At 72.6% G+C, this 26883-nt stretch carries 22 protein-coding genes; 16 read left to right on the top strand and 6 right to left on the bottom strand.

What is annotated here, in order from left to right:
* Nucleotides 1-183: 183 nt before the first annotated feature.
* Both ACQY0Z_RS02780 and ACQY0Z_RS02775 read left to right on the top strand, forming a co-directional pair.
* Nucleotides 184-858: an RNA polymerase sigma factor gene (locus tag ACQY0Z_RS02780; RefSeq protein ID WP_019527827.1), complete on the top strand. Its 675-nt coding sequence runs from the start codon at nucleotides 184-186 to the stop codon at nucleotides 856-858.
* Nucleotides 858-2012: a hypothetical protein gene (locus tag ACQY0Z_RS02775; RefSeq protein ID WP_439811789.1), complete on the top strand. Its 1155-nt coding sequence runs from the start codon at nucleotides 858-860 to the stop codon at nucleotides 2010-2012. Before ACQY0Z_RS02780 ends, ACQY0Z_RS02775 begins: the two co-directional genes overlap by 1 nt.
* Nucleotides 2013-2268: 256 nt before the next feature.
* On the opposite strand, the gene ACQY0Z_RS02770 is transcribed toward ACQY0Z_RS02775, so the two are convergent.
* Nucleotides 2269-3126: a L,D-transpeptidase family protein gene (locus tag ACQY0Z_RS02770; RefSeq protein WP_254588411.1), complete on the bottom strand. Its 858-nt coding sequence runs from the start codon at nucleotides 3124-3126 to the stop codon at nucleotides 2269-2271.
* A 317-nt stretch (nucleotides 3127-3443) separates the two neighbouring features.
* On the opposite strand from ACQY0Z_RS02770, the gene ACQY0Z_RS02765 reads away from it, so the two are divergent.
* Nucleotides 3444-5024 (top strand): methylmalonyl-CoA mutase family protein, encoded by a 1581-nt coding sequence (locus tag ACQY0Z_RS02765; RefSeq protein ID WP_189898676.1) that lies wholly within the window; start codon nucleotides 3444-3446, stop codon nucleotides 5022-5024.
* A gap of 74 nt (nucleotides 5025-5098) precedes the next feature.
* Nucleotides 5099-5749, top strand: coding sequence for a leucine efflux protein LeuE (leuE, locus tag ACQY0Z_RS02760; protein ID WP_189898675.1), 651 nt, complete (start codon nucleotides 5099-5101; stop codon nucleotides 5747-5749).
* A gap of 142 nt (nucleotides 5750-5891) precedes the next feature.
* Here the strand turns inward: leuE and ACQY0Z_RS02755 are convergent, their stop codons facing one another.
* Nucleotides 5892-7292, bottom strand: a complete 1401-nt coding sequence (locus ACQY0Z_RS02755; RefSeq protein ID WP_381730328.1) for an FAD-dependent oxidoreductase — start codon at nucleotides 7290-7292, stop codon at nucleotides 5892-5894.
* Nucleotides 7293-7364: 72 nt separating this feature from the next.
* Here ACQY0Z_RS02755 and ACQY0Z_RS02750 point away from each other — a divergent pair, with 72 nt between their 5' ends.
* Nucleotides 7365-8015: a TetR/AcrR family transcriptional regulator C-terminal domain-containing protein gene (locus ACQY0Z_RS02750; RefSeq protein ID WP_189898673.1), complete on the top strand. Its 651-nt coding sequence runs from the start codon at nucleotides 7365-7367 to the stop codon at nucleotides 8013-8015.
* 158 nt (nucleotides 8016-8173) lie between these two features.
* Here the strand turns inward: ACQY0Z_RS02750 and ACQY0Z_RS02745 are convergent, their stop codons facing one another.
* The 4 genes from ACQY0Z_RS02745 to ACQY0Z_RS02730 all read right to left on the bottom strand — a co-directional run bounded on the left by ACQY0Z_RS02745 (nucleotide 8174) and on the right by ACQY0Z_RS02730 (nucleotide 12985).
* Nucleotides 8174-9526 carry a polysialyltransferase family glycosyltransferase gene (locus ACQY0Z_RS02745; protein WP_439811788.1) on the bottom strand — a complete coding sequence of 451 codons (1353 nt, stop codon included), beginning with the start codon at nucleotides 9524-9526 and terminating at the stop codon, nucleotides 8174-8176.
* Between the two features lie 3 nt (nucleotides 9527-9529).
* Nucleotides 9530-10495, bottom strand: coding sequence for a glycosyltransferase family 2 protein (locus tag ACQY0Z_RS02740; protein WP_189898671.1), 966 nt, complete (start codon nucleotides 10493-10495; stop codon nucleotides 9530-9532).
* A 256-nt stretch (nucleotides 10496-10751) separates the two neighbouring features.
* Entirely contained in the window at nucleotides 10752-11999 is a 1248-nt protein-coding gene (locus ACQY0Z_RS02735; RefSeq protein WP_381726308.1) for a polysialyltransferase family glycosyltransferase, read from the bottom strand.
* Nucleotides 11996-12985: a glycosyltransferase family 2 protein gene (locus tag ACQY0Z_RS02730; RefSeq protein ID WP_439811787.1), complete on the bottom strand. Its 990-nt coding sequence runs from the start codon at nucleotides 12983-12985 to the stop codon at nucleotides 11996-11998. Before ACQY0Z_RS02730 ends, ACQY0Z_RS02735 begins: the two co-directional genes overlap by 4 nt.
* 198 nt (nucleotides 12986-13183) lie before the next feature.
* On the opposite strand from ACQY0Z_RS02730, the gene ACQY0Z_RS02725 reads away from it, so the two are divergent.
* From ACQY0Z_RS02725 to ACQY0Z_RS02675, 11 genes are all read left to right on the top strand, one after another.
* Nucleotides 13184-14491 carry a DUF6716 putative glycosyltransferase gene (locus tag ACQY0Z_RS02725; RefSeq protein ID WP_347224753.1) on the top strand — a complete coding sequence of 436 codons (1308 nt, stop codon included), beginning with the start codon at nucleotides 13184-13186 and terminating at the stop codon, nucleotides 14489-14491.
* A gap of 32 nt (nucleotides 14492-14523) precedes the next feature.
* On the top strand, nucleotides 14524-15864 hold the full coding sequence (locus tag ACQY0Z_RS02720; protein WP_439811786.1) for a cytidylyltransferase domain-containing protein: 1341 nt from the start codon (nucleotides 14524-14526) through the stop codon (nucleotides 15862-15864).
* 25 nt (nucleotides 15865-15889) lie between these two features.
* On the top strand, nucleotides 15890-16825 hold the full coding sequence (locus ACQY0Z_RS02715; RefSeq protein WP_189898663.1) for an N-acetylneuraminate synthase family protein: 936 nt from the start codon (nucleotides 15890-15892) through the stop codon (nucleotides 16823-16825).
* Between the two features lie 42 nt (nucleotides 16826-16867).
* Entirely contained in the window at nucleotides 16868-17956 is a 1089-nt protein-coding gene (locus ACQY0Z_RS02710) for a hypothetical protein (RefSeq protein WP_189898661.1), read from the top strand.
* A 259-nt stretch (nucleotides 17957-18215) separates the two neighbouring features.
* The gene (locus ACQY0Z_RS02705) at nucleotides 18216-19445 is read left to right on the top strand and encodes a M20 family metallopeptidase (protein WP_439811785.1); all 1230 of its coding nucleotides are present in this window, start codon (nucleotides 18216-18218) and stop codon (nucleotides 19443-19445) included.
* 378 nt (nucleotides 19446-19823) lie between these two features.
* Nucleotides 19824-20873 (top strand): BMP family ABC transporter substrate-binding protein, encoded by a 1050-nt coding sequence (locus ACQY0Z_RS02700; protein ID WP_189898657.1) that lies wholly within the window; start codon nucleotides 19824-19826, stop codon nucleotides 20871-20873.
* A gap of 307 nt (nucleotides 20874-21180) precedes the next feature.
* Nucleotides 21181-22230, top strand: coding sequence for a BMP family lipoprotein (locus ACQY0Z_RS02695; RefSeq protein WP_189898655.1), 1050 nt, complete (start codon nucleotides 21181-21183; stop codon nucleotides 22228-22230).
* Nucleotides 22231-22428: 198 nt separating this feature from the next.
* Nucleotides 22429-24009 (top strand): ABC transporter ATP-binding protein, encoded by a 1581-nt coding sequence (locus ACQY0Z_RS02690; protein WP_189898653.1) that lies wholly within the window; start codon nucleotides 22429-22431, stop codon nucleotides 24007-24009.
* Entirely contained in the window at nucleotides 24009-25133 is a 1125-nt protein-coding gene (locus ACQY0Z_RS02685) for an ABC transporter permease (RefSeq protein WP_189898651.1), read from the top strand. Before ACQY0Z_RS02690 ends, ACQY0Z_RS02685 begins: the two co-directional genes overlap by 1 nt.
* Nucleotides 25130-26404: an ABC transporter permease gene (locus ACQY0Z_RS02680; protein ID WP_189898649.1), complete on the top strand. Its 1275-nt coding sequence runs from the start codon at nucleotides 25130-25132 to the stop codon at nucleotides 26402-26404. Before ACQY0Z_RS02685 ends, ACQY0Z_RS02680 begins: the two co-directional genes overlap by 4 nt.
* Complete coding sequence (locus tag ACQY0Z_RS02675) at nucleotides 26401-26802, top strand: cytidine deaminase (RefSeq protein WP_189898647.1); 402 nt, start codon at nucleotides 26401-26403, stop codon at nucleotides 26800-26802. The genes ACQY0Z_RS02680 and ACQY0Z_RS02675 overlap by 4 nt, the downstream gene beginning before the upstream one ends.
* Nucleotides 26803-26883: the final 81 nt, after the last annotated feature.

Genomic DNA, 26883 nt, shown 5'->3' with positions numbered 1-26883 from the left:
TGTACGGTCATGGACGGGGAACGGTTTCAGGTCGTAACGTGCCTTTCGCGCCAGGCCGCGGGAGACAAACGACCTCAACCTCCGTGTGCGGCCTAGAGTCCGCAACGACCGATTGAGCAATGACGACGGCGAGCAACCCGGTCCGCGAGAGCGGCGCCGGTTCAGGCGCAGAAGGGCGCACGCGTGCTGGGGGACGACGCGGAGCTGACCGCCGCGGTGCGCGCGGCACAGGACGGGGACGAGACCGCGTTCCGGACTGTGTACCGCGCCGTGCACCCGCGGCTGCTCGGGTACGTCCGGACACTGGTCGGCGAGCCCGACGCGGAGGACGTCACGTCCGAGGCCTGGCTCCAGATAGCCCGTGACCTGGAGCGGTTCTCCGGCGACGCGGACCGCTTCCGCGGCTGGGCCGCCCGTATCGCCCGCAACCGCGCCCTCGACCACATCCGCATGCGCGGCCGCCGCCCGGCCATAGGCGGCGACGAGACCGAGCTCACCGGGCGCCCCGCCGAGTCGGACACGGCCGGCGAGGCGATCGAGGCGCTCGCCACCGACGGCGCCTTCAGCCTGATCTCCCGGCTGCCGCAGGACCAGGCCGAGGCCGTCGTCCTGCGCGTGGTCGTCGGCCTCGACGCCAAGACGGCCGCACAGACCCTGGGCAAGCGCCCCGGCGCCGTCCGGACGGCCGCGCACCGCGGCCTGCGCCGCCTCGCCGAACTGCTCGGCGACGATCCGGACGGACATCCGGAATCCGCAGGCGTGCTCGACGCCCTTCCACCCCAAAGAGAACCACGCCGTCGTACGGTGACGTCCGCGAGTGTGACGCAGTTGCGAGCGCGGACGCAGAAGGACTTGTGATGGCCGATGAGCGGTACAGGTGGCTGGACATGGAGGCGGCGGAGCGCCTGCTGAACGGTGAGCCGCCCCAGGCTGCCGGTTCACCCGCCGGTGACCAGGCCGAACAGCTCGCCGGAGTGCTGCGGGCGCTCTCCGCGCCCCCGCCGACGGCCGAGGACGGACTTCCCGGGGAGGCGGCCGCGCTGGCCGCCTTCCGCAAGTCCAGGGACGCATGGGCAGGGCAGGCCGACTCGGCCCCGCACACCGGTCACTCCACCGGCCCCGGGGACGCCGACGTCGGCCTGATCCGTCTCGGCGCCCGGCGCACCGGCCGTACCGGAACGCCCGGCGGAGCGCGCGGGCCGCGTCCCGCCCGGCTGGTGCTGGCGGCCGCGCTGGTCGTGGGCATGGTCGGCGGCACCGCCGTGCTCGCCGGCACCGGGCTGCTGCGCACGCCGTTCGACGACTCCCGCTCGGGTCCGGCGGGCGCCGCCACGGCCACGCACCCCCAGCGCCCGCTGATCTCCCCGCCGGCACAGGGCGCCACCCCGGACGGCCGGAACCACGGCGACTCCGTCGACGGGGGCCGTGACGGCGGCGAGGACCCCGGCCGCACACCCGACTCCTCGGCGTCCGGCGACGGCAGGACCGCCCACGGCCCCCGCTGGAAGCTCGTCGTGTCCGCCTGCCGGTCCTGGCAGCAGGGCCGCCCGGTGAACGGCGAACGCCGCCGCGCCCTGCACGAGGCGGCCGGCGGCGCCTCCCGCGTCGCCGCGTACTGCCGCGGTGTCACCGCCGAGGAAGGCGCCGGCACCAAGGACGGCACGGCCGACAAGAGCGACAAGGGCGACAAGAGCGCCGGCGGTGGCGCGCACGACGCCGAGACCCGTCTCGACAGCGACGAGGGCGAGCAGCAGAACACCCTCCCGGACCAGGGCGCCGGCGGCTCCGACACCGACGACAGCGGTGACGACAAGGGCGACAAGGGCAACAACGGCAAGGGCGACGGAAACGGAAACGGGAGCGGCCGCGGCAACAGCGGCTCCGACGCCGGCGACCGCCCCTCCAAGGGCCAGGGCAACGGCAAGGGCAACGGGAACAGCCAGGGAAACGGCAAGGGCCACGGGAACAGCCAGGGAAACGGCAAGGGCGACGGGAACGGCAAGCAGGACTAGGAGGGCGGCGGGCGGCCCGGGACACCCCGGACGTCCACACCCCTCTGAACTGCGAAAACGCCCCGCGTCCACATGAACGTACCGACCGGTGTGACACTTCCGGCCCTTGCGGCGCAGTACTGAGTGAGCCGACTGGTCATCGGCCGTAGCACTGAGCCGGGGTTCCCCCCGTACCCGCGGCTCGTGCACCTGGCGCGGGCGGGACACGTTCCCCCGGTCCCGCCCGCGCCCCTCTTGCCTCAGGTCTCGCCTGGTCTCACCAGTGCACGACGACCTTGTCGCCGTTCTCCACCTGCTCGTACAGGTGCGCGATCGCGTCCTCGTCGCGGACGTTCACACAGCCGTGCGAGGCGCCCGCGTAGCCCCGGGCGGCGAAGTCGGCCGAGTAGTGCACCGCCTGCCCGCCGCTGAAGAACATGGCGTACGGCATCGGCGAGTCGTACAGGGTGGAGACGTGGTGCCGGGACTTCCAGTAGACGCGGAAGACGCCCTCGCGGGTCGGTGTGTACTCGGAGCCGAAGCGGACCGGCATCGTCGACACCGTCCGGCCGTCGACCATCCAGCGCAGGGTGCGGCTGGACTTGCTGATGCACATCACCCGGCCGGTCATGCAGCGCGGATCGGGCGCGTCGGCCTCCTGGCCGCCCATCAGATACAGGTCCCAGCGGCCCGGCTCCCGCGTCATCGCGAGCAGCCGCTGCCAGGTCACCGTGTCCGTCACGCCCGTCTTCGGCAGACCGCGCTTGCCCTGGAAGCCGCGGACCGCCTCCGCCGTCAGGTCGTCGTAGGTGCCGGTGGGGCCGTGGAAGATCCAGGCGATCTGCCGCAGCCGCGCCTGGAGTTCACGGACGTCCCGGCCTTTGTCGCCCGGCGACCACAGCACACGCGCCGGCGTCGGGCGGCTCGAAGGGGTGACCGACGGCTTCGCGGGCGGCTCCGGCGTCCGGCTCGGCGACGCCGGCTCCCGTGACGCCTCCGGCGTCCCCGACGGCACCTCGATCCGCACCGGCGGCGCGCCCTTCCCGTCCGTCCCGGCCGGCTGCACCGTGCACCCCGCCGCACCCACGGCCATCGCGCCCAGCACCGCCAGGACGCCTATGCCCTTCCTCCCCATGCCTCTCCCGCGCACCGCAGCCCCCCGTCGTCCCGCCGCACCGGACCTGCCCGGCCGTCACCCCAGGTTCTACCCCGGACGTGACCGGAGCGGAACAAGGGGGCATGGTGGGGAGTGACCGGACGGGACGGCCGCCGGGGAAAGGCCTGTGAGCGGGGTCCCACGGAGGCTGTGAGGAAGGTCCCAGCGTGTGCCCCTCCACCGGGCCGCACGCACACCGCTACAGTCCGTCGAAGGGTCGGCCTGTACTGGTGAGTAACTGACGGGTGACCGGCGATCGGATCGAGCAACGCTGCTCAGCGGGAGGCATGCACATCATGGCGCGCGAGTCGGAGTCCGGACTGCCCATCGAACCGGTCTACGGGCCGGAGGCTCTCGAGGGCTGGGACCCGGCCGAGAAGCTGGGTGAGCCCGGTTCGTACCCGTTCACGCGGGGCGTGTACCCGACGATGTACACGGGCCGCCCCTGGACGATGCGCCAGTACGCCGGTTTCGGCACGGCGACGGAGTCCAACGCCCGCTACAAGCAGCTGATCGCCAACGGCACGATGGGTCTGTCGGTCGCGTTCGACCTGCCGACGCAGATGGGCCACGACTCCGACGCGCCGATCGCGCACGGCGAGGTCGGCAAGGTGGGCGTGGCGATCGACTCGGTCGACGACATGCGGGTGCTGTTCGGCGGGATCCCGCTGGACAAGGTGTCGACGTCGATGACGATCAACGCCCCGGCCGCGCTGCTGCTGCTCCTGTACCAACTCGTCGCCGAGGAGCAGGGCGTCAGCGCGGACAAGCTGACGGGCACGATCCAGAACGACGTGCTGAAGGAGTACATCGCCCGCGGCACGTACATCTTCCCGCCGAAGCCGTCGCTGCGGCTGATCGCGGACATCTTCAAGTACTGCAAGGCCGAGATCCCGAAGTGGAACACGATCTCGATCTCCGGCTACCACATGGCCGAGGCGGGCGCCTCGCCCGCGCAGGAGATCGCGTTCACCCTCGCCGACGGCATCGAGTACGTCCGCACGGCGGTCGCGGCCGGGATGGACGTCGACGACTTCGCGCCGCGTCTGTCGTTCTTCTTCGTGGCCCGTACGACGATCCTGGAGGAGGTCGCCAAGTTCCGTGCGGCCCGCAGGATCTGGGCGCGGGTGATGAAGGAGGAGTTCGGCGCGAAGAACCCCAAGTCGCTGATGCTGCGCTTCCACACGCAGACGGCCGGGGTGCAGCTGACGGCCCAGCAGCCCGAGGTGAACCTGGTCCGCGTCGCCGTGCAGGGTCTCGCGGCGGTCCTCGGCGGCACGCAGTCGCTGCACACCAACTCCTTCGACGAGGCGATCGCCCTGCCGACGGACAAGTCCGCCCGGCTCGCCCTCCGTACCCAGCAGGTCCTCGCGTACGAGACCGATGTGACCGCCACGGTCGACCCGTTCGCCGGGTCCTACGTCATCGAGAAGATGACCGACGACGTGGAGGCGGCCGCGCTGGAGCTGATGGAGAAGGTCGAGGACCTCGGCGGCGCGGTCAACGCGATCGAGCGCGGCTTCCAGAAGAACGAGATCGAGCGCTCCGCCTACCGCATCGCGCAGGAGACGGACTCCGGCGAGCGGGTCGTGGTCGGCGTCAACCGCTTCCAGCTCGACGAGGAGGAGCCCTACGAGCCGCTCCGCGTGGACCCGGCCATCGAGGCCCAGCAGGCCGAGCGCCTCGCCAAGCTGCGCGCCGAGCGCGACCAGGAGGCGGTGGACACCGCGCTGGCGGCGCTGAAGAAGGCCGCCGAGGGCGAGGACAACGTCCTCTACCCGATGAAGGACGCCCTCAAGGCCCGCGCCACGGTCGGCGAGGTCTGCAACGCCCTGCGCGAGGTGTGGGGCACGTACGTCCCGAGCGACGCCTTCTAGGACGTCACCGGCGGGCGTTCTCGCAGGTCGAGACGGGGGCGAGGAGTGTCGCGCGGCGTGCGACACTCCTTGCCATGTTCGGTGTCGTCGACCTTCCCACCTATCTTGCGGGCCTGGTGCTGATCATCCTGCTGCCCGGCCCCAACTCGCTGTACGTCCTCTCCGTCGCCGCCCGCCGCGGGGTGCGCTCCGGCTACACCGCCGCCGCCGGCGTGTGGTGCGGGGACGCCGTCCTGATGACGCTGTCGGCGGCCGGGGTCGCCTCCCTGCTCCAGGCGAACGCCGTGCTGTTCGGCATCGTGAAGTACGCCGGCGCCGGCTATCTGGCCTGGCTGGCCGTCGGGATGCTGCGCGCCGCGTGGGGCATGTGGCGCGGACGCGGCGAGGAGAGCGCGGAGGACACCGCCCCGGCCGCCGCGCCGGGTGAGCGTCCGTTCCGCCGGGCGCTGGTCGTCAGCCTGCTGAACCCGAAGGCGATCCTGTTCTTCATCGCCTTCTTCGTGCAGTTCGTCGACCCCGCCTACGCCTATCCGGCGCTGTCCTTCGTGGTGCTGGGCGCGCTGGCCCAGATCGCCAGCGTGCTCTACCTCAGCGCGCTGATCTTCGGCGGCACCCGGCTCGCCGCCGCGTTCCGCCGTCGCCGCCGGCTGTCGGCGGGCGCCACCTCGGCGGCGGGCGCCCTGTTCCTGGGCTTCGCGGCGAAGCTGTCGACGGCGAGCGCGTAGGGCCTGTCCGGCGGTTCATTCCGGGGGCGCGCCCTCCCCACGCCAGTCCTCCCGGCGGCGTGCGAGCCGATTCCCGAGGGTGTCGGCTCGCTCCTCCGCCCCTCGGCCGGAGACTCCGGACCCGGTGCACCCGGACGCGCCGTCAGCGCGTCCCGAAGCGGGCCAGGTAGGCGCCGAGCCCGTCCGGGGTGTCGCCGGTCCAGCCCAGGTAGCCGTCCGGGCGGACCAGGAACAGGCCCGTGCCGTACGTCCGGTGGGACGAGCCGCGCAGCAGCCGCACGCCCGTGGGCGGTTCGGGGGCGTCCGTGCCCAGTGCCAGCAGGGTCCAGTGCGGGCCGCGACAGGCGTCGAAGAGGCGCGTGCCGTCCACCCGGCCGTCCGGGGCGCGATCGCCCGCGCGCACCGGTCCCGGTTCGGCGCGCGTCTCCGCGCTGAGCGTGGAGTCCCGGTAGCCGAGGTCCAGTTGCAGGGTGGCCCCGCCGCGCTTGGCCTCGCCGCGGTGGATGCGGGTGGACAGGCCGAGCATGTCCGCGGCGACCGCCCTCCGCTCCTCCTCGTAGCTGTCGAGGAGGGACGGGTCCGCGCCGTCGGTCAGCACCGCGCCCAGCTTCCAGCCGAGGTTGTAGGCGTCCTGCACGGAGGTGTTGAGGCCCTGGCCGCCGGCCGGGGAGTGCACGTGCGCCGCGTCGCCCGCGAGGAACACCCGGCCCACCCGGAAGCGGTCGGCGAGCGCGGCGCGCGGCCGGAAGTCGGAGGCCCACAGGACCTCGGTGACGTCCTCGGCGGCAAGGTGCGTACGGGCGGCCACGACCTGCCGTACGGCGTCGGGGGAGAGGTCCACGCGGGTGTCCTCGGTGAACCGGGCGACCAGCTGGAAGTCGTCCGTGCCGGCGAGCGGGCAGAGGGTGAGGAACTCGTCCCGGCCCTCGCCCGGCGGGAACATGTGCCACCAGTCCCGGTCGAGGCCGCTCACCCGCACGTCCGCCACCAGCATCGGCAGCGGGTCGACCGCCTCGCCGGTCATGCCGGTGCCGACCGCCCGGCGCACGGCCGACCGTCCGCCGTCCGCGGCGACGAGGTACCGGGCGCGCAGCGGCGGCCCGGCGGCGAAGTGGGCGGTCACGCCGTCCTCGTCCTGCGTGACGTCCGTGAGCTCACGGCCGTGGGCGATCTTGCCGCCCAGCTCCTCCAGGCGGTCCCGCAGGATCCGCTGGGTACGCCACTGCGGGATCATCAGCCCCTCGTACGGCGCCTCCTCGGTGGGCTCCACGGGGGGCGCCAGGTGGTGCTCGCCCAGCCGCTTGCCGTCACGCCAGAGCATGCCGACCGGGTAGCGGCCGCCGCCCGCGCGGACGGCGTCCAGCACGCCGAGGTCGTCGAAGACCTCCATGGTGCGCGGCTGAAGGCCCTTGCCGCGCGATCCGGGGAACAGTCCCTCCTCCCGCTCCACCACCAGCGCCGGGACCCCGCGCCGGGCGAGGTCGATGCCGAGGGTGAGGCCGGTCGGCCCCGCGCCCACGATCAGGACATGGGTGTCGCTCATGATTCCGTCTCCTTAACAGCGTTAAGTGACCCGTGGCCCGAGCGTCTCCCTAACGGTGTTAAGTTGTCAAGCGTGAGCACGGAACGACGCGCGCCGCTGGACCGCCGACGGGTCGCCGGCACGGCGCTGAAGCTGCTGAACGAGGTCGGCCTCGACAGGCTGACCCTGCGCGCCATCGCCAAGGAGCTCGACGTCAAGGCGCCCGCCCTGTACTGGCACTTCAAGGACAAGCAGGCGCTGCTGGACGAGATGGCGACGGAGATCTTCCGCCGGATGACCGACGGGGTCGAACCCGGCCCCGACGACACCTGGCAGGAGCGGCTGCTCAGGAGCAACCGGGTGCTGCGGCGGACGCTGCTCGCCTACCGCGACGGCGCGAAGGTGTTCAGCGGCACGCGGTTCACCGGCCTGGAGCACGCGGAGCAGCAGGAGGACAATCTGCGGCTGCTCACGTCGGCCGGCCTCACCCTCGTCCAGGCGGCCCGGGCGCTCCAGACGACGTTCCTCTACACGCTCGGCTTCGTCGCCGAGGAGCAGGGCGTGGAGCCGGTGCCGGGCGAACGCAGGGAGGGCTTCGACGTGGAGGCGCGCGCCCGCCTGATGGCCGGCCATCCGCTGGCCGCGGAGGCGGGACGCGCCTTCTTCGGCGACTACGACGCCCACTTCGAGGAGGGCCTCGCCCTGATCATCACGGGGATCGAGACGCGGTACGGGGTGAGGTGAGCGGGGGTGAGCGGGCTCGGGCCGGCTGAGAGGGTCACGCGTCCGAGGCCGCCGTTCGCGCAGTTCCCCGCGCCCCTGGGTGGGCTGCCGGCCGACCCCTTGAAGGGGCGCGGGGAACTGCGCGACAAGCCCCCACCGGCCCGCAGCCGACGTCGTGCCTACCGCCCCCCGCCCCGCCGCACCACCCTCCCGACCTTCCGCTTCGCCCGCGCCGCCCGCACCCGCGCCCGGGTCGCCGGGCTGCTGCCCGGCAACCCCAACTCGGCCAGGCGCAAGGCCGGAAAGTACCCCGCTGGGCTACTCGCGACACACCCCCGCAGCCACTCCTCCGCCTCCCCCCGCAGCCCCGGGTACGTCCGCGGCTGCATACAGAACCCCATCGCCCGCACCAGCGCCCCCAGCGACGCCGGCGCAGCCCCCACCACCGCCGGCGTCTCGTCCCGCTCCAGATCCGGCACCAGACGGTCGACCAGCGCCAGCGGGATGCGGTTGCTGTTCTGGTAGGGCCGCAGCCGGTCCAGGACCATTTCCGTCCCCACCCGCGCCACCGGCACGCCGTAGTACGCGGACGCGGTCACCATCGCCGTGGAGAAGCAGCCCACGACCAGCTCGGGCCGGACGTGTTCGTACAGCGTCTCCGCGAGCAGCGGAGCGTCCAGCACCGTGAGCCGTACGCCCTCGTCGGCCGCCGCCTTGTGCAGGGCCGCCGAATAGCCCGCGGGGGCGGTGGGATGGGGCTTGAAGACGAGCGAGCGGTGCCCGGCGCGCACCGCCCCGGCGAGCATGCGGACGTGCAGGTCCTCCTCCTCGTCCGCGCTCAGGATGTTGATCGCCGCCAGGTACTGCCCGAGCAGCACGGCCGTCGGCGCCTCCTCCCGCACCGGCGCCAGGAGCGGATCGTCCGCCGCCTCCCGGGCGACCTCGTCCAGCACCGCGCGGAACGCCCCGTCCGGCACCACCACCGGCTCCACGCCGTACTCGGACAGCAGCAAGGGGCGTAGACCAGGGAGGAGATCAAGGTGCAGCAGCCGCCGGACGCGCCGGCCGAGCGTCAGGGGCAGCTTCTCCCGGGTCGGGCCGTAGCTCATCAGCCCGTCCGCGTACACGTCGACGGACGCCTCGGAGAAGATCGCGACCAGCGCGCGGGCCGGGTTCGCCTGGACGGACTCGACCGCCAGGTCGACCCGTTCGTCCTCGCCGATGTCCCACAGCAGCCGCAGCGCCCGCTGCCACAGCACCGTGTCGGAGCCGCGCGGCCCCCAGGCGCTCGGGTGGTACGGGCTGATCGCCTCGTTCCAGCTCACCACCTCGTCGAAGCGCGCGGCGAGCGGCCCCCAGCCGTGCATCTCGTCCAGCCGCAGCGCGGTCTCCGGCACGGAGGCGTTGTGCGAGACCAGCAGGATGCGGCGGGCCGCCCCGCCCGGTCCGAACAGGCCCGCGTCCAGCGCCGCGGCCAGGGTCGCGGCGCCGTAGAGGGTCGAGACCTGGAAGATCTGGGTCGTGCGGTGCATGGGTCAGGCAGCCTTCCGCCCGTCGCGCAGGCGGCCGAGCAGCCTGCTCCGGGTGCTGTCGAGGGTGGCCAGGGTCTCCTCCAGCGCGTCCTGCGGCATCCGCAGCAGCGCCGCGCGCGCCTCCTGCCGCAGCCGCCGCGCCGCCGACGGCTCGTACGCGTCGGCCTTGCCGAGATGGAAGGCGATCATGGCGCAGTACGTGCGGACGGCCTTCAGGAGGAAGCGGTCGCACTCCGGGTCGTCCTGGACGTCCCGCAGCAGCAGGTCGTACGCGGGGATGAAGTCGAGCTGGCGGGAGTCCTTGATCTGGGTGAGGGAGGTCGCGACGCCCCGCCGGTAGAACACGCCGTGCAGCCCGAGGGAGGCGTAGCTGCGCGCCGTGAGGTGCAGCCGCCAGATCCACAACCGGTCCTCGGCGGTGCGCAGTTCCGTGACGAAGCGCATCCCGCCGTCGTCGAAGAGGTGCCGGCGGTAGACGCCCGCCCAGACGAACGGGTAGTCGACCATGGTCTCCGTGTCGACGGGCGTGATCCCCTCACGCGGGTCCATCACCGCGTTCCGCACCGCCGCCGGAGGCCGTTTGATCACCCTCTCCGTCCCGGTGACCTGGACGTGGTCGGTGCGGGCGAAGTCGCAGCCCAGCTCGTCCATCGCCCGCACCAGCGCGGCGAGATGGCCGGGCCCGTACCAGTCGTCGCCGTCGAGGAACGCCACGTACTCACCGTCCGCCGCGTCGATGCCTGAGTTCCGCGCCTGCGCGATCCCCTGGTTGGTGTCGTGCCGGATCACCCGCGCGCCCGGCAGCTTCTCCGCCCACCGGTCGATGATCCAGGGCGTGGCGTCCGTGGAGCAGTCGTCGACGATCAGGAACTCGACGTCCGGGTGCGCGTTGGCGGCGAGACCGCGCAGGGTGCTCTCCGCGAACGCCTCCACGTTGTGCATCGGGACGACGACGGACAGCTTGGGCACCTGGACCTCTTTCTCGGGCGACGGGTGAAGACGACGGGGGACGGGGGGGCAAGGGGCGGGGCGCGGCGGCCGGGGCGCGCCGGAGGGACACGCGGCCCCGGACGGCGAATGTGCCCCGGCGGGGCGGTTCGCCGATGGCGCCCGGGTGGACACGGGGTGAACAGTCCTCGGCCAACGGCCAACGGCCGACCGCCAACGGCCTACGGCCGACCCGCGGCCGGGGCATCGGTCGCACACAGCGCCCCGCCGGGTGTCCTCACCCCTTCATGGCCCGCGCTCTTCGCACCACCCGCCGGGCCACCCGGCTCCGCGGCAGGAACGCCAGCTGACGCGGCACACCCCCGGGCAGCCCCAGCGCGGTGAGCCGTCTGCGCGGGAACCACCGTCGGTCCCACGCCCCCGCCGCGAGATACCGCTCGGCGTCGGTCCGCAGCGCGGGGTGCACCTGGGGCCGCACGGTGAACGCGAGGGTGCTCAGCAGACCGGGCAGATCCACGGCCCCGTCCCGCACCGCCTCCGCCAGCACCAGGGCGACCCGCTGCGGATGGTGATACGGCGTCAGCCGGTCCAGCAGGCCCTCCGTGCCGACCCGGGCGACCGGGAGGCCGTACAGGGCGGACGCCGTGAACAGGGCCGCCGACGCGCGGCCGACGACCAGCGCCGGGCGGGACGCCTCGTACAGCGCCTCCACCGGGACGGGCGTGTCCGGGACCGTGAGGTCCACCCCCAGGCGTTCCGCCTCCGTCCGCGGATCGGCCGTGTGGCGGGACGGGCAGGCGGGGTGGGGTGCGAACACCACGTGGCTGTGACCGCGTCCGGCCGCCGTCCGCACCATCTCCGCGTGCGGCGCATCCGTCGAGGAGCGCTCCCCGACCACCAGCGCCGCCCCCTCCGGCACCCCCGTCACGGCCGAGGCGACCTCACCCGCCACCGCACGGTAGGCGTCCGTCGGGATCACCCGCGCCGGCACCCCGAACTCGGCCAGGAGCAACGGCGTCAGACCCGGTATCAGGTCCAGGTGCAGCACCTGCCGCACCCGCGTGCCGACGAGCGGGTCCAGCTTCCCGCGCGTGGGCCCGTAGCCCGCCGGTCCGCCCGCGCACACATGCAGGGGCGCGCCGGTGAACACGCGGGCCAGCGCCTGCGCGGGCGGGGTGTCCGGGGCGCCGAGGATCAGCTCCACCCGGTCGTCGCCGAGCCGCCACAGCCGCCGGAGGTGCCGTTCGAGGAGCGGCACGTCCTCCGTGCGGGGTGTCCAGGCCGCCGGGTGGAAGGGCCGTATCGCCTCGTTCCAGGACAGCACCGCGTCGAAGCGGGCCCGCAGCCGTAGGAATCCCGGCACCTCGTCCCACGGCGGGGCCGCCTCCGGGACCGGCGCGTCGTCGCACACCAGCAGCACCCGCCGCCCCGCATCGGGCAGCAGCCCCGCCTCGATCGCGGCGGCCATCAGCACCACCGCCGAGGGACTCGTCGCGCAGAAGATCTGCGTGCGCGCCGCCTTCACGCGACCCCCCTCCCCGCACGCAGCGGCGCCCTCCGCAGCCGTCGCAGCCGCGCCGCCCGCCCCGCGTCCATCGAGTCCAGCGCCTCGTCCAGCACGGCGCTCGGCAGCCGCCGCAGCGCGTCCCCGCACACCGCCCTCAACCGCGCGGCCACCGCCGGCTCGAACTTGTCCCGTTCGGCCAGATGACGGTCGATCACCGCGCAGTACGTCCGCACCGCCTTCGGCAGCAGCCGGTGCGCGTCCCGGTCCGCCGCCGTCTCCGCCACCACCCGGTCGAAGGCCGGCACGAAGTCCAACTGCCGTTCGTCCCCGACGCGGGTGAGGGAGGAGGCGACGCCCTTCCGGTAGAACACGCCCAGCAGGCCCACCACGGCGAACGACTCCGCCCCCCGGTGCAGCCGCCAGATCCACGGCCGGTCCTCCGCCGTGCGCAGCCCGTCCGGGAAGTGCAGCAACCCCCGCTCCAGCAACCGCCGGTGGTAGACACCGGCCCACGCCTGCGGGTAGTCCACGGCGGTCGCCCGGTCGGCGGGCAGGATCACCTCGCGCGGGTCCAGCACCTCGTCCCGGAGGCCCACCGGCACCCGGCGCACGGTCCGGGCGCGCCCGGTGACCCGGACGTGGTCCGTGCGCAGGAAGTCGCAGCCCAGCCCCTCCGCCGCCGCGACCAGCCGGGGCAGGTACCCGGGCGCGTACCAGTCGTCGCCGTCCAGGAAGGTCAGGTACTCGCCCTCCGCCGCGTCCAGCCCGGCGTTGCGCGCGGCGGCGATCCCGCCGGGGCGCTCCCGGCGGAGGAACCGCACCCGCGCGACGCCGGACAGTTCCTCGGCGGCCCGCTCCACGACATCCGGGGTGTCGTCCACCGAACCGTCGTCGACCAGAACGAACTCGAAATCCGGGCGGGCATTCGCGCGCAGACTTCTGAGCGCGTCCGGGGCATATTGCCGGACGTCGCGGAAGGGCACGATCACGGAAAGCTTGGGCACCCGGAAAACATTAGAGAAGCGCCCGGCGCGCATTCTTTCCGTCGGCCGTACGGACGGTGAACTCGATGTGTCGGTCCGGTGGACCGCTTCTACCTCGGGTGTTTTCCCAGGCCGGTTCGGTTCTCGGTGGGATGTTGTTAACTTTTCGTTGAGACGCGGTTGGGCCGTTCGCGGAATTCGGTTCCTAGCGTCCAAGGCGTGCCAGCAAGTGCAACGAAGCCCCTCAGGGTGGCGGTCCTCGCGGATTCCGACACCCGCTGGAAATGGGGCACGCTCACCGCGAAACGCATCGCGCCGCGCGACATCCGCCTGGACGGATTTCTGCTGCGGGGCCGCGCCACGCCCACCGCCCGCCAGCTCGGCGAGGTCGGGGTCCGCGCGGACTCCCTGCGGGAGGTCACCGCGGCCGAGTTCCTGCGCGCCATGGACGAGGAGGCCTGCGACGTCCTCGTGCTCGCGCTGGTCGGCGGCGGGGTGCAGGCGATGCTCCACGGGCTGCGGCGCGTCTGGGAGGACCGGCCCCGCCGGCCCGTCGTCGTCACCGGTTACGTCGGCGTCGTCTACGAGAAGCTCACCGACGGCCTGCTGCTGCGCCACGGCGCCGACCTGGTGCTGGCCAACTCCCGCCAGGACGCCGAGCGTTTCCGCGCCGTGTACGAGGGCGTCGGCGCCGGTGCGGACGCGGTCACCGAGGTCGCGCTGCCGTTCCTCGGGGGAGCGCCCCACACCGGCGTCCACGAGCCGTACACGGTGGTGTTCGCCGCCCAGCCGTCCGTGCCGGACACCCGCGCGGACCGCGCGTACCTGCTGAACCGGCTGGTGGAGCACGCCCGCCGCCACCCGGACCGCGAGGTGCTGCTGAAGCTGCGCTCCCGGCCCGGTGAACACACCACGCACATCGAGGAGTTGCCCTACCAGAAGCTGGCGCGCGGCCTCGACCTGCCCGCCAACCTGCGCCTGGTCTACGGGCACATGGGCGAGGTCCTGGACCGCACCGACCTGCTCGTCACCGTCAGCTCGACGGCCGCCCTGGAGGCCCTGCACCGGGGCGTCCCCACCGCGGTCCTCACCGACCTCGGCATCCGCGAGGCGCTCGGCAACCACCACTTCGTCGGCTCCGGCTGCCTCGCCTCCTGGGACCAGCTCGACGCCGGACGCCGCCCGGAGCCCGACGAGCAGTGGCTGGCCCGGCAGGGCGTCGCCGCGGACGGCACGTACGCGACGGCCTTCGACACGGCCCGCGCCCGTATCGCCGAACTGCTCGACGCACCCGGCGGACTCCCGCCGCTCACCCCGTACTACACGCCCGTCACCGCGCCCGGCTATCTGCCCGGCGTCCTCGCCCGCCACCACCTCGGCCCCGACGGGACGCCGCTGCCCGGCGCGCCCGCCGCGGACCGGGAGCCCGGCCCCGTCCGGCGGATCGTGCGCCGCACCGCACGCGGCGCCTACCGCCACGGCGTGCAGCGCGTGGCGCCCGTGATCCGCCGCATGGGCGAGCTGTGACCACCCCCACCCCCTTCTGAGGAGCTGACTCCATGTCCCACTCTCCGGCCGTGCGCCGGGTGCTCGCCGTGATCCCCGCGCGCGGCGGCTCCAAGGGCGTCCCCGCGAAGAACCTCGCCCCCGTCGGCGGCGTGCCCCTGGTGACCCGCGCCGTCCGGGAGTGCCGCGCCGCCCGGCACGTCACCCACGTGGTCGTCTCCACCGACGACGCGGCCATCGCCGAGACCGCGCGGCAGGCGGGCGCCGAGGTCGTGCTGCGGCCCGTGGACCTCGCCGGGGACACCGCGACCTCCGAGGCGGCCGTGCTGCACGCCCTGGACGCCCACGAGGAGCTGCACGGCGCACGCGTGGACGTCGTCCTGCTCGTGCAGTGCACCAGCCCCTTCCTCACCCGCGAGGACGTCGACGGGGTGGCCGCCGCGGTCGCCCACGGCGCCGCCGACACGGCGGTGACGGTCGCCCCGTTCCACGGCTTCGTCTGGCGCGAGACGGCCGCCGGAGCGGCCGATTCGGCCGCCGGGCTGGTCGGGACCGGCACCGGGGCCGCCGAGGTCGCCGCAGGCACGGCCGAGATCGCCGCCGCGACAGCCGGGCGAGAAGCCCCGGCCGCCGGGCAAGCGGCCCGGACGGCCCGCGGAGCGCACGGCGTCAACCACGACAAGGCCGTCCGCCCCCGCCGCCAGGACCGCCCCCAGGACTTCCTGGAGACCGGCGCCGCCTACGCCATGGACGCCGCGGGCCTGCGCGAGCACCGCCACCGCTTCTTCGGCCGCACCGAGCTCGTGCGCACCGACCCCGCGCGCGTCCTGGAGGTCGACGACCCGCACGACCTCGCCCGGGCCCGCGCCCTCGCGCCGCTCCTCGACGCCGGCCGCACCGGCCTGCCCACCGCCGACGACATCGACGCGGTGGTCCTCGACTTCGACGGCACCCAGACCGACGACCGGGTGCTGATCGACGCGGACGGACGGGAGTTCGTCTCCGTGCACCGCGGCGACGGCCTCGGCGTCGCCGCCCTGCGCCGCGGCGGCCTGAAGCTGCTGATCCTGTCCACCGAACAGAACCCGGTCGTCGCCGCCCGCGCGCGCAAGCTCCGGATCCCCGTGCTGCACGGCGTCGACCGCAAGGACCTCGCCCTCAAGCAGTGGTGCGAGGAGCAGGGCATCGCGCCCGAACGCGTGCTCTACGTCGGCAACGACGTCAACGACCTCCCGTGCTTCGCCCTCGTCGGCTGGCCCGTGGCGGTCGCGAGCGCCCACGACGCCGTACGCGGCGCCGCCCGCGCGGTCACCACCCTCCGCGGCGGTGACGGCGCGATCCGAGAGATCGCCGGCTGGATCCTCGGTCCCTCTCTCGATTCCCTCCCCCGGTAAGACCCCCAGTAAGGAAACCCTGGTCATGAGCGACTCCCGCATCCGCACCCTCGGCACCCGCGAGGCCGGCCCCGGCCGCCCCGTCTACGTCACCGGCGAGATCGGCATCAACCACAACGGCGACCTCGACAACGCCTTCCGGCTGATCGACGCGGCCGCCGACGCCGGCTGCGACGCCGTCAAGTTCCAGAAGCGCACCCCCGAGATCTGCACCCCCCGCGACCAGTGGGACATCGAACGCGACACCCCCTGGGGCCGGATGACGTACATCGACTACCGGCACCGCGTGGAGTTCGGCGAGGACGAGTACCGGCAGATCGACGCGTACTGCAAGGAGAAGGGCATCGCCTGGTTCGCCTCCCCGTGGGACACCGAGGCCGTCGCCTTCCTGGAGAAGTTCGACGTGCCCGCCCACAAGGTGGCCTCCGCCTCCCTCACCGACGACGAGCTGCTGCGCGAACTGCGCGCCACCGGCCGCACGGTCATCCTGTCCACCGGCATGTCCACCCCGAAGCAGATCCGCCACGCGGTCGAGGTGCTCGGCAGCGACAACATCCTGCTCTGCCACGCCACCTCCACCTACCCGGCGAAGGCGGAGGAGCTGAACCTGCGGGTCATCAACACCCTCCGGGCCGAGTACCCGAACGTCCCGATCGGCTACTCCGGCCACGAGACCGGCCTGCAGACCACCCTCGCCGCCGTCGCCCTCGGCGCCTGCTTCGTCGAGCGGCACATCACCCTCGACCGCGCCATGTGGGGCTCCGACCAGGCCGCCTCCGTCGAGCCGCAGGGCCTGGCCCGCCTGGTCCGCGACATCCGCACCATCGAGGCCTCCCTCGGCGACGGCGTGAAGAAGGTCTACGAGTCCGAGCTCGGCCCGATGAAGAAGCTGCGCCGGGTGGCCGGCGCCGTCGCCGAGGCGGAGATCGCCACGGCCGCCGGCGAGCCCGTGTCGGTCTGACCCGCCCCCGCCCACCCCTACGACGGGAACGGTCGTACGTCGATGAGCCCCCGCGCCGGCCGCACCGGCCCCCGCACGCTCGCCTTCGTGGAGAGTCCGGTCCAGCTGCTCAACGTGCTGGAGTGGGCGCACACCCACGCGCCCGGCGCGGGACTCGCCCTCGTGGTGCTGTCCCCGGTCGACCCGATGACCCGCGGCCAGCTCCGCCGCATGGCCGAACTGGCCCGCGAGGAGGGGCACGACGTCCGCTGGGAGGAGGCGCGCGGGGGAGCGTCCGCCCCGCTGCGCACCATAGGCGGCCTCGCCGTGCCGCTGCGCCGGGCCCGCAGGGTCGTCCTCGGCGACCCGTTCTCCCGGTACGTGCAGCTGCTGCTGACGATCACCCGGGCGCCCGAGGTGGTGGTCGTCGACGACGGCACGGCGACCATGGAGTTCGCCGGTCAGCTCGCCCGCGGCGAACGCCTGGTGCGCTGGCACCGCAAGGGCGGCCGCCCGGGCCCCCGCGACCTGGCCCTCGCCCCGGTCTCCGCCGCCGCCCGCCGCCGGCTCACCCCCGGCGACGGCCGCGGCGTGGAGGTGTTCACCTCCATGCCGATGGCGGACGTCCCGCCCGGCGTCACCGTCCGCGCCCACACCTTCGCCTGGACCCGCGACCGCTTCGGACCCCCGCGCGTCACCCGGGGCGCCGACCTGGTGGGCACCTCCCTGGTCGAGACGGGCGTGGTGGACGCCGACGCCTACGTGGCGGCGGTCGGCGCGCTCGCCCGGACCCACGGCGCCCGGCGCTACTTCGCGCACCGCCGCGAGACCACCGAGAAGCTGCACCGGCTGGCCGTGGAGACCGGCCTGGAGATCGTCCGCCCCGAACTCCCCCTCGAACTCGTCGCCCGCCGCGGCCCCGTGGGCCGTACGGTCGTCAGCTTCCCGTCCACCGTCGTCCACACGCTGCCGCTCGCACTCGCTGGAACTGATGTGCGCATCTCGGTGTGCGACATCGACCCGGCGTGGCTCACCGCCCACGCCTCCCCGCGCGCCCGCGGCTTCCTCGCCGACGTCGTCGGAACCGCGCGCGGCGCCCACCCCCTGCGCCCCGCCACGCCCCCGGACACCGGCCCGCTGTCCGCCAGATGAACCGGTCAGTGTGGGTTGGGCCGGACGTGGTAACCGTGAAGGTACGGAAGGCGCCGACGCCCGCGCGGGGGCTGTGACCGACCTCATGGCCGGGCAGGCCGAGCGCCCCTACCCTCCCGAAAGGGCGGTGAGTGTACCCATCTCGCTGAACGGCTATGCGTAGGGCAGCCGGATTTTCTCCCTCCAACGGGCTGATTTTTCTTGATCAGGGGTCGGTGGAGCGCTTCGGAGCCCTACTCTTCAAAGGGTGAAGCCACTGATGTCACTGGAGTCCGAGATCGATCTCCCCGGGGGAGCGGTGCTCCCCGGCGCGCTGCCCGAGGCACTGCGCGCGGAACTCGTGGCGTTCCGGCGAGACCTCCACATGCACCCGGAGCTGGGCAACCAGGAGTTCCGCACGACCGCCGCGATCAAGGAGCGCCTGCAGCGCGTGGGCCTGCGCCCCCGCGTACTCTCCAGCGGGACCGGGGTGATCTGTGACATCGGGACGGACGAGGAGGCCGGCACCGACGCCGCCATGCTCGCCCTGCGCGCCGACATCGACGCGCTGCCCATCCCCGACATGAAGGCCGGCTGCGCCTACCGGTCCACCGTGCCCGACCGCGCCCACGCCTGCGGTCACGACGTCCACACCACCGTGGTGCTCGGCGCCGGCCTGGTCCTGGCCGAGCTGCACCGCCAGGGCCTGCTGCCCCGCCCGGTCCGGCTGATCTTCCAGCCCGCCGAGGAGGTGCTGCCCGGCGGCGCCGCCGACGTCATCGCCGACGGCGCGCTCGAGGGCGTCGGCCGGATCCTCGCCGTGCACTGCGACCCGCGCGTCGACGCCGGCAGGATCGGTCTGCGCCAGGGCGCCATCACCTCCGCCTGCGACCGGCTGGAGATCGCCCTGGAGGGCCCCGGCGGCCACACCGCCCGCCCGCATCTGACCACCGACCTGGTCACCGCCGCCGCCCGCGTCGTCACCGACGTGCCCGCGCTGGTCGGCCGCCGGGTGGACACCCGCAGCGGCCTCGCCGTCACCTGGGGCCGGGTCGAGTCCGGCCACGCGCCCAACGTCATCCCGCAGCACGCCGAACTGTCCGGCACGGTCCGCTGCCTGGACCTGGAGACCTGGCGGCAGGCCCCGGACATCGTGGTCGCGGCCATCGACGAGGTGGCCAATCTGCACCGCGCCAAGTCGGCGATCAACTACGTCCGGGGCGTCCCGCCGGTCGTGAACGAGGCCGGGGCCACCGAGCTGCTGCGCGACGCGATGATCGCCCGCCGCGGCACGGAGGCCGTCGAGGGCACCGAACAGAGCCTGGGCGGCGAGGACTTCTCCTGGTACCTGGAGCGCGTCCCCGGCGCCATGGCCCGCCTCGGCGTCCGCACCCCCGGCGAGCGCATCGTGCGCGACCTGCACCAGGGCGACTTCGACGTGGACGAGCACGCCATCACCGTCGGCGTGGAGCTGTTCACCGCGGCGGCCCTGCTGGACGCGCTGCGGTAGACGGCGTACGGGCGAGGCCGGCCGTGTCCGACGGGGACGCGGCCGGCCGTCCGTGGCGGAGCGCGCGGTTCCCCGCGCCCCTGAGGGGTGTGCACCCGACGGCGCCTGGAGGCGCGCTTTCGTGTCGCACCCCCCCGGGGCCCCTCCGCCCGGCCCTTTCCGCTTGCGGCCCGCTCCCCGGGGGTGCAGCGTGGGGGCCGTGCAGACGCGTATGCCCGTTTCGCTCCCCTGCGACCCCCTGGTTCACAAGGGCGTAACCGGCCATCGGCACGAATGGATAACGGCCCCGCTCGACCCCGTTCCCAGGAGTGTCTACGCGCGTTAATGTGCGCCGAACCGAGCACCCGCTGCGGGGCTTTGGAGAATGGGGAACTTCAGATGCGTCGGATATCCAAACTGACCCGCGTAGCGGTGGGGGTCGCTTCGCTCGCGCTCGCCGCCACCGCCTGCGGCGGAACCAGCAGTGACAACGGTGACAGCGGCGGTTCCAAGGACGACCTCGGCGTCGCCATCGCCTACGACATCGGCGGCAAGGGCGACCAGTCCTTCAACGACGCCGCATTCGCCGGCCTCACCAAGGCCAAGGAGGAATTCGGCTTCAAGACCGCCGACGTCGAGCCCACCGAGGGCGAGACCGACGCGGACAAGGAGCAGCGCCTGGCCTCGCTGGCCCGCCAGGGCTACAACCCGGTCATCGGCGTGGGCTTCGCCTACGGCCCCGCGATGGAGGCCGTCGCCGCCAAGTACCCCGACACCACCTTCGGCATCGTCGACTCCGTCGTCGAGGGCGAGAACGTCGCCTCCCTGGTCTTCGCCGAGGAGCAGGCCTCCTACCTGGCCGGCGTCGCCGCCGCCAAGGCCACCAAGAGCAACACCGTCGGCTTCGTCGGCGGCGTGGACATCCCGCTCATCCACAAGTTCCAGGCCGGTTACGAGCAGGGCGTCAAGGACACCAACGCCAAGGTCAAGGTCGTCTCGCAGTACCTGACGCAGACCGCGGAGGAGGGCGGCTTCTCCAGCCCCGACAAGGGCAAGGCCGCCGCCGAGGGCCAGATCGAGAAGGGCGCGGACGTCATCTACCAGGCGGCCGGCCTCTCCGGCCAGGGCGTCATCGAGGCCGCGGCCAAGGCCAAGGTGTGGGCGATCGGCGTCGACTCCGACCAGTACAACCAGGAAGCCCTCGCCGGCTACAAGGACTACATCCTCACCTCCGCCCTGAAGGACGTCGGCGGCGCGGTCTACACGCTGACCAAGTCGGTCGAGGACGGCAAGCCGCTCACCGGCACGCAGGTCTTCGACCTCAAGGTCAACGGCGTCGGCCTGTCCGACAGCAACCCCAAGATGGCCGAGATCCCGGGCCTGAAGGAAGCCGTGGACGCGGCCAAGAAGGGCATCACCGACGGCACCATCAAGGTCAACACGGAGTGATCCGGGTGCCGGACGCGGTCCGGCACCGACCTCCCGTACGAAGCGGGCGGGCGCGCACCTGGCGCCCGCCCGCTTCGTCGTACGCCCGGGAAAACGGCACCCGGAACGGGCTTCACGCTCACCCACCGCCACCCTGCGTTCGCGAACAGCGACACCCCGTCCCGGCAGGCGGAACCGACTTGAACACGGGCGCATAACAAGGTGGACAGAAGGGGTTTTCAGGCAGGTCTACGCGCGTTAATCTGCGGCGAAGCCAGCGCCGTACCCCGTACCGTTCCCGGCGCTTGTACGACTAGGAGCACCACACATGCGCCGGATTTCCCGGATCACGGTCGCAGGCGCAGCGACCGCCTCCCTGGCCCTCGCCCTCTCCGCCTGCGGCGGCACCTCGACCTCCTCGGGCTCCTCGGAGTCGAAGGAGGGCAAGGGCCTCGCCATCGCGTACGACGTCGGCGGCAAGGGCGACCAGTCCTTCAACGACGCCGCGTACGCGGGCCTGGAGAAGGCGAAGAAGGAGTTCGGCTACGAGACGGCCGACGTCGAGCCCACCGACGGTGAGACCGACGCCGACAAGGAACAGCGCCTCGTCTCGCTGGCGAAGCAGGGCTACAACCCGATCGTCGGCGTCGGCTATGCCTACGCGTCCGCCGTGAAGGCCGCCGCGGAGAAGTTCCCCGACACCACCTTCGGCATCGTCGACGACGCCACCGTCGAGGCGGACAACGTCGCCGACCTGGTGTTCTCCGAGGAGCAGGCCTCCTACCTGGCCGGTGTCGCCGCCGCCAAGAGCACCAAGACCGACGTCGTCGGCTTCGTGGGCGGTGTGGACATCCCGCTGATCCACAAGTTCCGCGCCGGCTTCGAGCAGGGCGTCAAGGACACCGACCCCAAGGTCAAGGTCATCTCCCAGTTCCTCACGCAGACCGCGGAGGAGGGCGGCTTCTCCAGCCCCGACAAGGGCAAGAGCGCCGCCGAGGGCCAGATCGAGAAGAAGGCCGACGTCGTGTACGCGGCCGCCGGTCTGTCCGGTCAGGGTGTCATCGAGGCCGCCGCCGCCAACAAGGTGTGGGCGATCGGTGTCGACTCCGACCAGTACAAGCAGGAAGCCCTCGTCAAGTTCAAGGACTCGATCCTGACCTCGGCGATGAAGGACGTCGCCAAGGCGGTCTACAACCTGGCGAAGTCGGTCGAGGACGGTAAGCCCGCGACCGGTATCGTCAAGGGCGATCTCAAGACGGGTGAGGTGAGCCTGTCGAACTCCAACCCGAAGTTCGCGGACGACGCCGAGCTCCAGGAAGCCATCGAGACGGCCAAGGAGAAGATCATCAGCGGCGAGATCAAGGTCAAGTCGAGCTGAGTCACACCCTGAACCACCGCGGGGTCGCGACCGCTCGACGGGGTGCGAGGAGCCTGGCTCCTCGCACCCCGTCGGTCAGGTGTGCCACCCCTTTGTATGCCGAAGGGGCGCTACGCGCGTAGACGGCCCCCGTCCCCAGGAGAGTGCGTCATCAACGCGTCCAGCAGCCCTCCGGCCGGAGCGGCGGTCCACAAGACGGTGACCGCCGTGGAGCTCGCCGGGATCACCAAGCGCTTCCCCGGTGTCGTCGCCAACCACGACATCCACCTGACCGTCCGCAAGGGCACCGTCCACGCCCTCGTCGGCGAGAACGGCGCCGGCAAGTCGACCCTGATGAAGATCCTCTACGGCATGCAGAAGCCGGACGAGGGCACCATCACGGTCGACGGAGAACAGGTGAACTTCTCCTCGCCCGCCGACGCCATCGCGCGCGGCATCGGCATGGTGCACCAGCACTTCATGCTGGCCGACAACCTCACCGTCCTCGAGAACGTCGTCCTCGGCAGCGAGAAGCTTCACGGCATCGGCGGCAAGGCCCGCCGCCGCATCAAGGAGCTGTCCGAGCGCTACGGCCTGGAGGTGCGCCCCGACGTCCTGGTCGAGGAGCTGGGCGTCGCCGCCCGCCAGCGCGTGGAGATCCTCAAGGTCCTCTACCGCGGCGCCACCACCCTGATCCTCGACGAGCCGACCGCCGTGCTGGTCCCGCAGGAGGTCGACGCGCTCTTCGACAACCTGCGCGAGCTGAAGGCCGAGGGCCTGTCCGTCATCTTCATCTCGCACAAGCTGGGCGAGGTGCTGTCCGTCGCCGACGACATCACCGTCATCCGCCGCGGCACCACGGTCGGCACCGCCGTGCCCTCCGAGACCACCCCGCGCCAGCTGGCCGAGCTGATGGTCGGCAGCGAGCTGCCCACCCCGGAGACGGCCGAGTCCACGGTCACCGACCGGCCCGTCATCACCGTCGACAAGCTGCGCCTGGCCGCCCCCGGCGGCAAGGCCCTCCTGGACGACATCTCCTTCACCATCCACGAGGGCGAGGTCCTGGGCATCGCCGGCGTCGAGGGCAACGGCCAGACCGAACTGGTCGACGCCCTCATCGGTCTGCGCCACGCCGACTCCGGCGTCATCCGGCTGGCCGACGAGGAGATCACCGCCTGGCCCACCCGAAAGCGCCGCGTGGAGGGCATCGGCTACATCCCCGAGGACCGCCACCGCCACGGCCTGCTGCTCGAGGCGCCCCTCTGGGAGAACCGCATCCTCGGCCACGTCACCGAGAGGCCCAACGCCAAGGGTGTCTGGCTGGACCCGAAGGCCGCCCAGGAGGACACCCGCCGGATCGTCGAGCAGTACGACGTCCGCACCCCCGGCATCGACGTCACCGCGGCCTCCCTGTCCGGCGGCAACCAGCAGAAGCTGATCGTCGGCCGCGAGATGAGCCACAAGCCGCGCTTCCTGATCGCCGCCCACCCCACCCGCGGTGTGGACGTCGGCGCGCAGGCCGCGATCTGGGACCACATCCGCGAGGCCCGCCGCGAGGGCCTGGCCGTGCTGCTGATCTCCGCCGACCTGGACGAGCTGATCGGCCTGTCCGACACCCTCCGCGTGATCTACGACGGCAAGCTGGTCGCCGACGCCGACCCGGCCACCATCACCCCGGAGGAACTCGGCACCGCCATGACCGGCGCCGCCGAGGGCCACCTCGAACACGAAGAGACCCCTGCCGAGACCCAGGCCGACGTGTCCAAGTCGCCCGAGTCTCCGGAAGACGAGGCCCGCTGATGAAGAAGTTCGACAAGGAGCGCGTGCTCCTCGCCGTGGCCGGCCCGGTCATCGCGCTCGCCGTGGCCTTCGTGCTGAGCGCGATCGTGCTGGTCGCCTCCGGCAAGAACCCCGTCGAGCCGTTCGCCCTCATGTTCGAGCAGGCCGGGTACTCGGACGTCCAGGTGCTGATCCTCAACCAGGCCTCGATGTACTACATCGCGGCCCTGGCGGTGGCCATCGGCTTCCGGATGAACCTGTTCAACATCGGCGTCGACGGCCAGTACCAGCTCGGCGCGATGATGGCCGCCATCGTCGGCGCGCACGCCGACCTGCCGGCGTTCCTCCAGGTGCCGCTGCTGCTGCTGACCGCCGTGTGCACCGGCGCCTTCTGGGCCGGCATCGCCGGCGTCCTCAAGGTCACCCGCGGCGTCAGCGAGGTCGTCGCGACGATCATGCTGAACGCGATCGCCACCTCGCTGATCGTGTACATGTGGAAGCCGGACGTCTTCGGCGTCAAGATCGGCAACAACAGCACCACCGGCGAGATGTACGAGTCCGGCTGGATCCCCGGCATCGACCTCGGCGAGTCCGGTGAGATCTACGGCCTGGTGATCCTCGCCGTCCTGCTCGGCATCGGCTACTGGGTCGTCCTCAACCGCACCCGCTTCGGCTTCGACCTGCGCGCCTCCGGCGCGTCCCAGTCGGCCGCGGCCGCCAGCGGCGTCGACCCCAAGCGCATGGTCCTCACCGCCATGCTGCTCTCCGGCGCCATCGCCGGCCTCGCGGGCCTGCCGATCCTGCTCGGTGACTCCCACACGTACAACCTGAACTTCCCCACCGGCATCGGCTTCCTCGGCATCGGCATCGCCCTGCTCGGCCGCAACAGCCCGGTCGGGATCGTCTTCGCCGCCCTGCTGTGGGCCTGGCTCGACAAGGCGTCGCCCGAGCTGGACTTCCACGGCTACGACAAGGAGATCGCGGTCATCATGCAGGGCCTGATCGTCCTCTCGGTGGTCGTCTCCTACGAGGCCGTCCGCGAGTGGGGCCTGCGCCGTCAGCAGCGCCGGGTCGGCGCCGAACTCGCCGCGGGACACGTCCTGGGCGCCGACAACAACACCACGAAGGAGGTGGCCGGCCGATGACCGCTCCGACCACGGCGACCGACGTCAACCAGCCGTCGCTGGAGCACGCCCCGCCGACCGGCCGCCGCATGTCCTGGCCCGTCCTGCTGCTGGTCATCGCCGGAGCCCTGGCGCTGACCTCGATCGTGCGCCTGATCACCGGCGCCGACGGCATCACCAACGTCAGCCAGATGTCCACCGCCCTCCAGCTCGCCGTGCCGATCGGCCTCGCCGGTCTCGGCGGTCTGTGGGCCGAGCGCGCGGGCGTGGTGAACATCGGCCTCGAGGGCATGATGATCCTCGGCACCTGGTTCGGCGCCTGGGCCGGATTCCAGTGGGGTCCGTGGACCGGCGTGCTCGTCGGCCTGATCGGCGGCTGCCTCGGCGGCCTGCTGCACGCCATCGTGACCGTCACCTTCAACGTCAACCACATCGTCTCCGGTGTGGCGATCAACATCCTCGCCCTCGGCGCCACCCGCTACCTGGCCCCCCTCGCCTTCGAGGGCCACCAGGGCGGGTCCGCCAAGCAGTCCCCGGCGGTCGAGTCCCTCGGCCACTTCACCGTGCCCGGGCTGTCCGACTGGCTGAGCGACCTCAACGCCAAGGGCTGGTTCTTCATCTCGGACATCGCGGGCCTGCTCGGCGGCCTGGTCACCAACGTCTCCTGGCTGACCCTGATCGCCGTCGCGCTCGTCCCCGGTACCTGGTGGATCCTCTGGCGCACCCCGTTCGGGCTGCGGCTGCGGTCCTGCGGCGAGAACCCGGTGGCCGCCGAGTCCCTCGGCGTCAACGTCTACAAGTACAAGTACCTCGCCGTGATCATCTCCGGCGGGCTGGCCGGCCTCGGCGGCGTCTTCCTGTCCATCGTGGCCAACCCGTTCTACCTGGAGGGCCAGACCAGCGGCCGCGGCTACATCGGCCTCGCAGCGATGATCTTCGGCAACTGGATGCCGGGCGGCCTCGCCATCGGCGCCGGCCTCTTCGGCTACACCGACAGCCTCAACCTGCGCGGCGGCTCCACCAACGTGCACGCCCTGCTGCTGCTCGGCGCGCTGCTGCTGGTCATCGGCGCGATCTGGCTGGCGATCCGCAAGAAGTACGTCCAGGCGGCCGTCACCTTCGTGGTCGGCGCCCTCGTGTTCGCCTGGTACGCCGGCACCAACGAGGTCCCGAGCCAGGTCGTCGCCGCCACCCCGTACGTCGTCACCCTGGTCGTCCTCGCCCTCTCCGCCCAGCGGCTGCGCATGCCCAAGGCGGACGGCATGCCGTACCGGAAGGGGCAGGGCAAGTGACCGCGGCCGTCGACGTCGACTGGGACGCCCTGCGCGCGGCGGCGCGGGACGCGATGTCCTGCGCCTACGCCCCCTACTCGGGGTACCCGGTCGGCGTCGCGGCCCGGGTCGACGACGGACGCACGGTCACCGGCTGCAACGTCGAGAACGCCTCGTACGGACTGGGCCTGTGCGCCGAGTGCGGACTGGTCTCGGAGCTGCAGCGCACCGGGGGCGGCCGGCTCACGCACTTCACGTGCGTGGACGGCGGCGGCGAGATCCTCGTCCCGTGCGGCCGCTGCCGTCAGCTGCTGTACGAGTTCGGCGGACCCGGACTGCTGCTGGAGACGCCCGAGGGCATCCTGACCCTGTCCGAGATGCTGCCCCAGGCCTTCGGCCCCCAGCACCTCACCAAGTAACTCCCGTGCGGCCCCTCCCGACGGCGCCCGGCATCCCGGGCGGCGTCGAACGGAGGGGCCGTGCTCTTCGCACCCCGGAAG

Origin of the sequence: Streptomyces sp. P9-2 (assembly GCF_051903975.1) — a bacterium.
In the GTDB taxonomy this organism is placed as follows: domain Bacteria; phylum Actinomycetota; class Actinomycetes; order Streptomycetales; family Streptomycetaceae; genus Streptomyces; species Streptomyces cellulosae.
Note: the sequence above shows the minus strand (reverse complement) of the source record. Positions and strands in the feature narration are given on the sequence as shown.

What these genes read in the sequence shown, in the direction of transcription:
- ACQY0Z_RS02705 (WP_439811785.1), top strand. Translation starts at nt 18,216, where the DNA reads ATGTCACTGGAGTCCGAGATCGATCTCCCCGGGGGAGCGGTGCTCCCC.
- ACQY0Z_RS02685 (WP_189898651.1), top strand. Translation starts at nt 24,009, where the DNA reads ATGAAGAAGTTCGACAAGGAGCGCGTGCTCCTCGCCGTGGCCGGCCCG.
- ACQY0Z_RS02765 (WP_189898676.1), top strand. Translation starts at nt 3,444, where the DNA reads ATGGCGCGCGAGTCGGAGTCCGGACTGCCCATCGAACCGGTCTACGGG.
- ACQY0Z_RS02755 (WP_381730328.1), bottom strand. Translation starts at nt 7,292, where the DNA reads ATGAGCGACACCCATGTCCTGATCGTGGGCGCGGGGCCGACCGGCCTC.
- leuE (WP_189898675.1), top strand. Translation starts at nt 5,099, where the DNA reads ATGTTCGGTGTCGTCGACCTTCCCACCTATCTTGCGGGCCTGGTGCTG.
- ACQY0Z_RS02745 (WP_439811788.1), bottom strand. Translation starts at nt 9,526, where the DNA reads ATGCACCGCACGACCCAGATCTTCCAGGTCTCGACCCTCTACGGCGCC.
- ACQY0Z_RS02775 (WP_439811789.1), top strand. Translation starts at nt 858, where the DNA reads ATGGCCGATGAGCGGTACAGGTGGCTGGACATGGAGGCGGCGGAGCGC.
- ACQY0Z_RS02710 (WP_189898661.1), top strand. Translation starts at nt 16,868, where the DNA reads ATGAGCCCCCGCGCCGGCCGCACCGGCCCCCGCACGCTCGCCTTCGTG.
- ACQY0Z_RS02700 (WP_189898657.1), top strand. Translation starts at nt 19,824, where the DNA reads ATGCGTCGGATATCCAAACTGACCCGCGTAGCGGTGGGGGTCGCTTCG.
- ACQY0Z_RS02770 (WP_254588411.1), bottom strand. Translation starts at nt 3,126, where the DNA reads ATGGGGAGGAAGGGCATAGGCGTCCTGGCGGTGCTGGGCGCGATGGCC.
- ACQY0Z_RS02695 (WP_189898655.1), top strand. Translation starts at nt 21,181, where the DNA reads ATGCGCCGGATTTCCCGGATCACGGTCGCAGGCGCAGCGACCGCCTCC.
- ACQY0Z_RS02720 (WP_439811786.1), top strand. Translation starts at nt 14,524, where the DNA reads ATGTCCCACTCTCCGGCCGTGCGCCGGGTGCTCGCCGTGATCCCCGCG.
- ACQY0Z_RS02715 (WP_189898663.1), top strand. Translation starts at nt 15,890, where the DNA reads ATGAGCGACTCCCGCATCCGCACCCTCGGCACCCGCGAGGCCGGCCCC.
- ACQY0Z_RS02680 (WP_189898649.1), top strand. Translation starts at nt 25,130, where the DNA reads ATGACCGCTCCGACCACGGCGACCGACGTCAACCAGCCGTCGCTGGAG.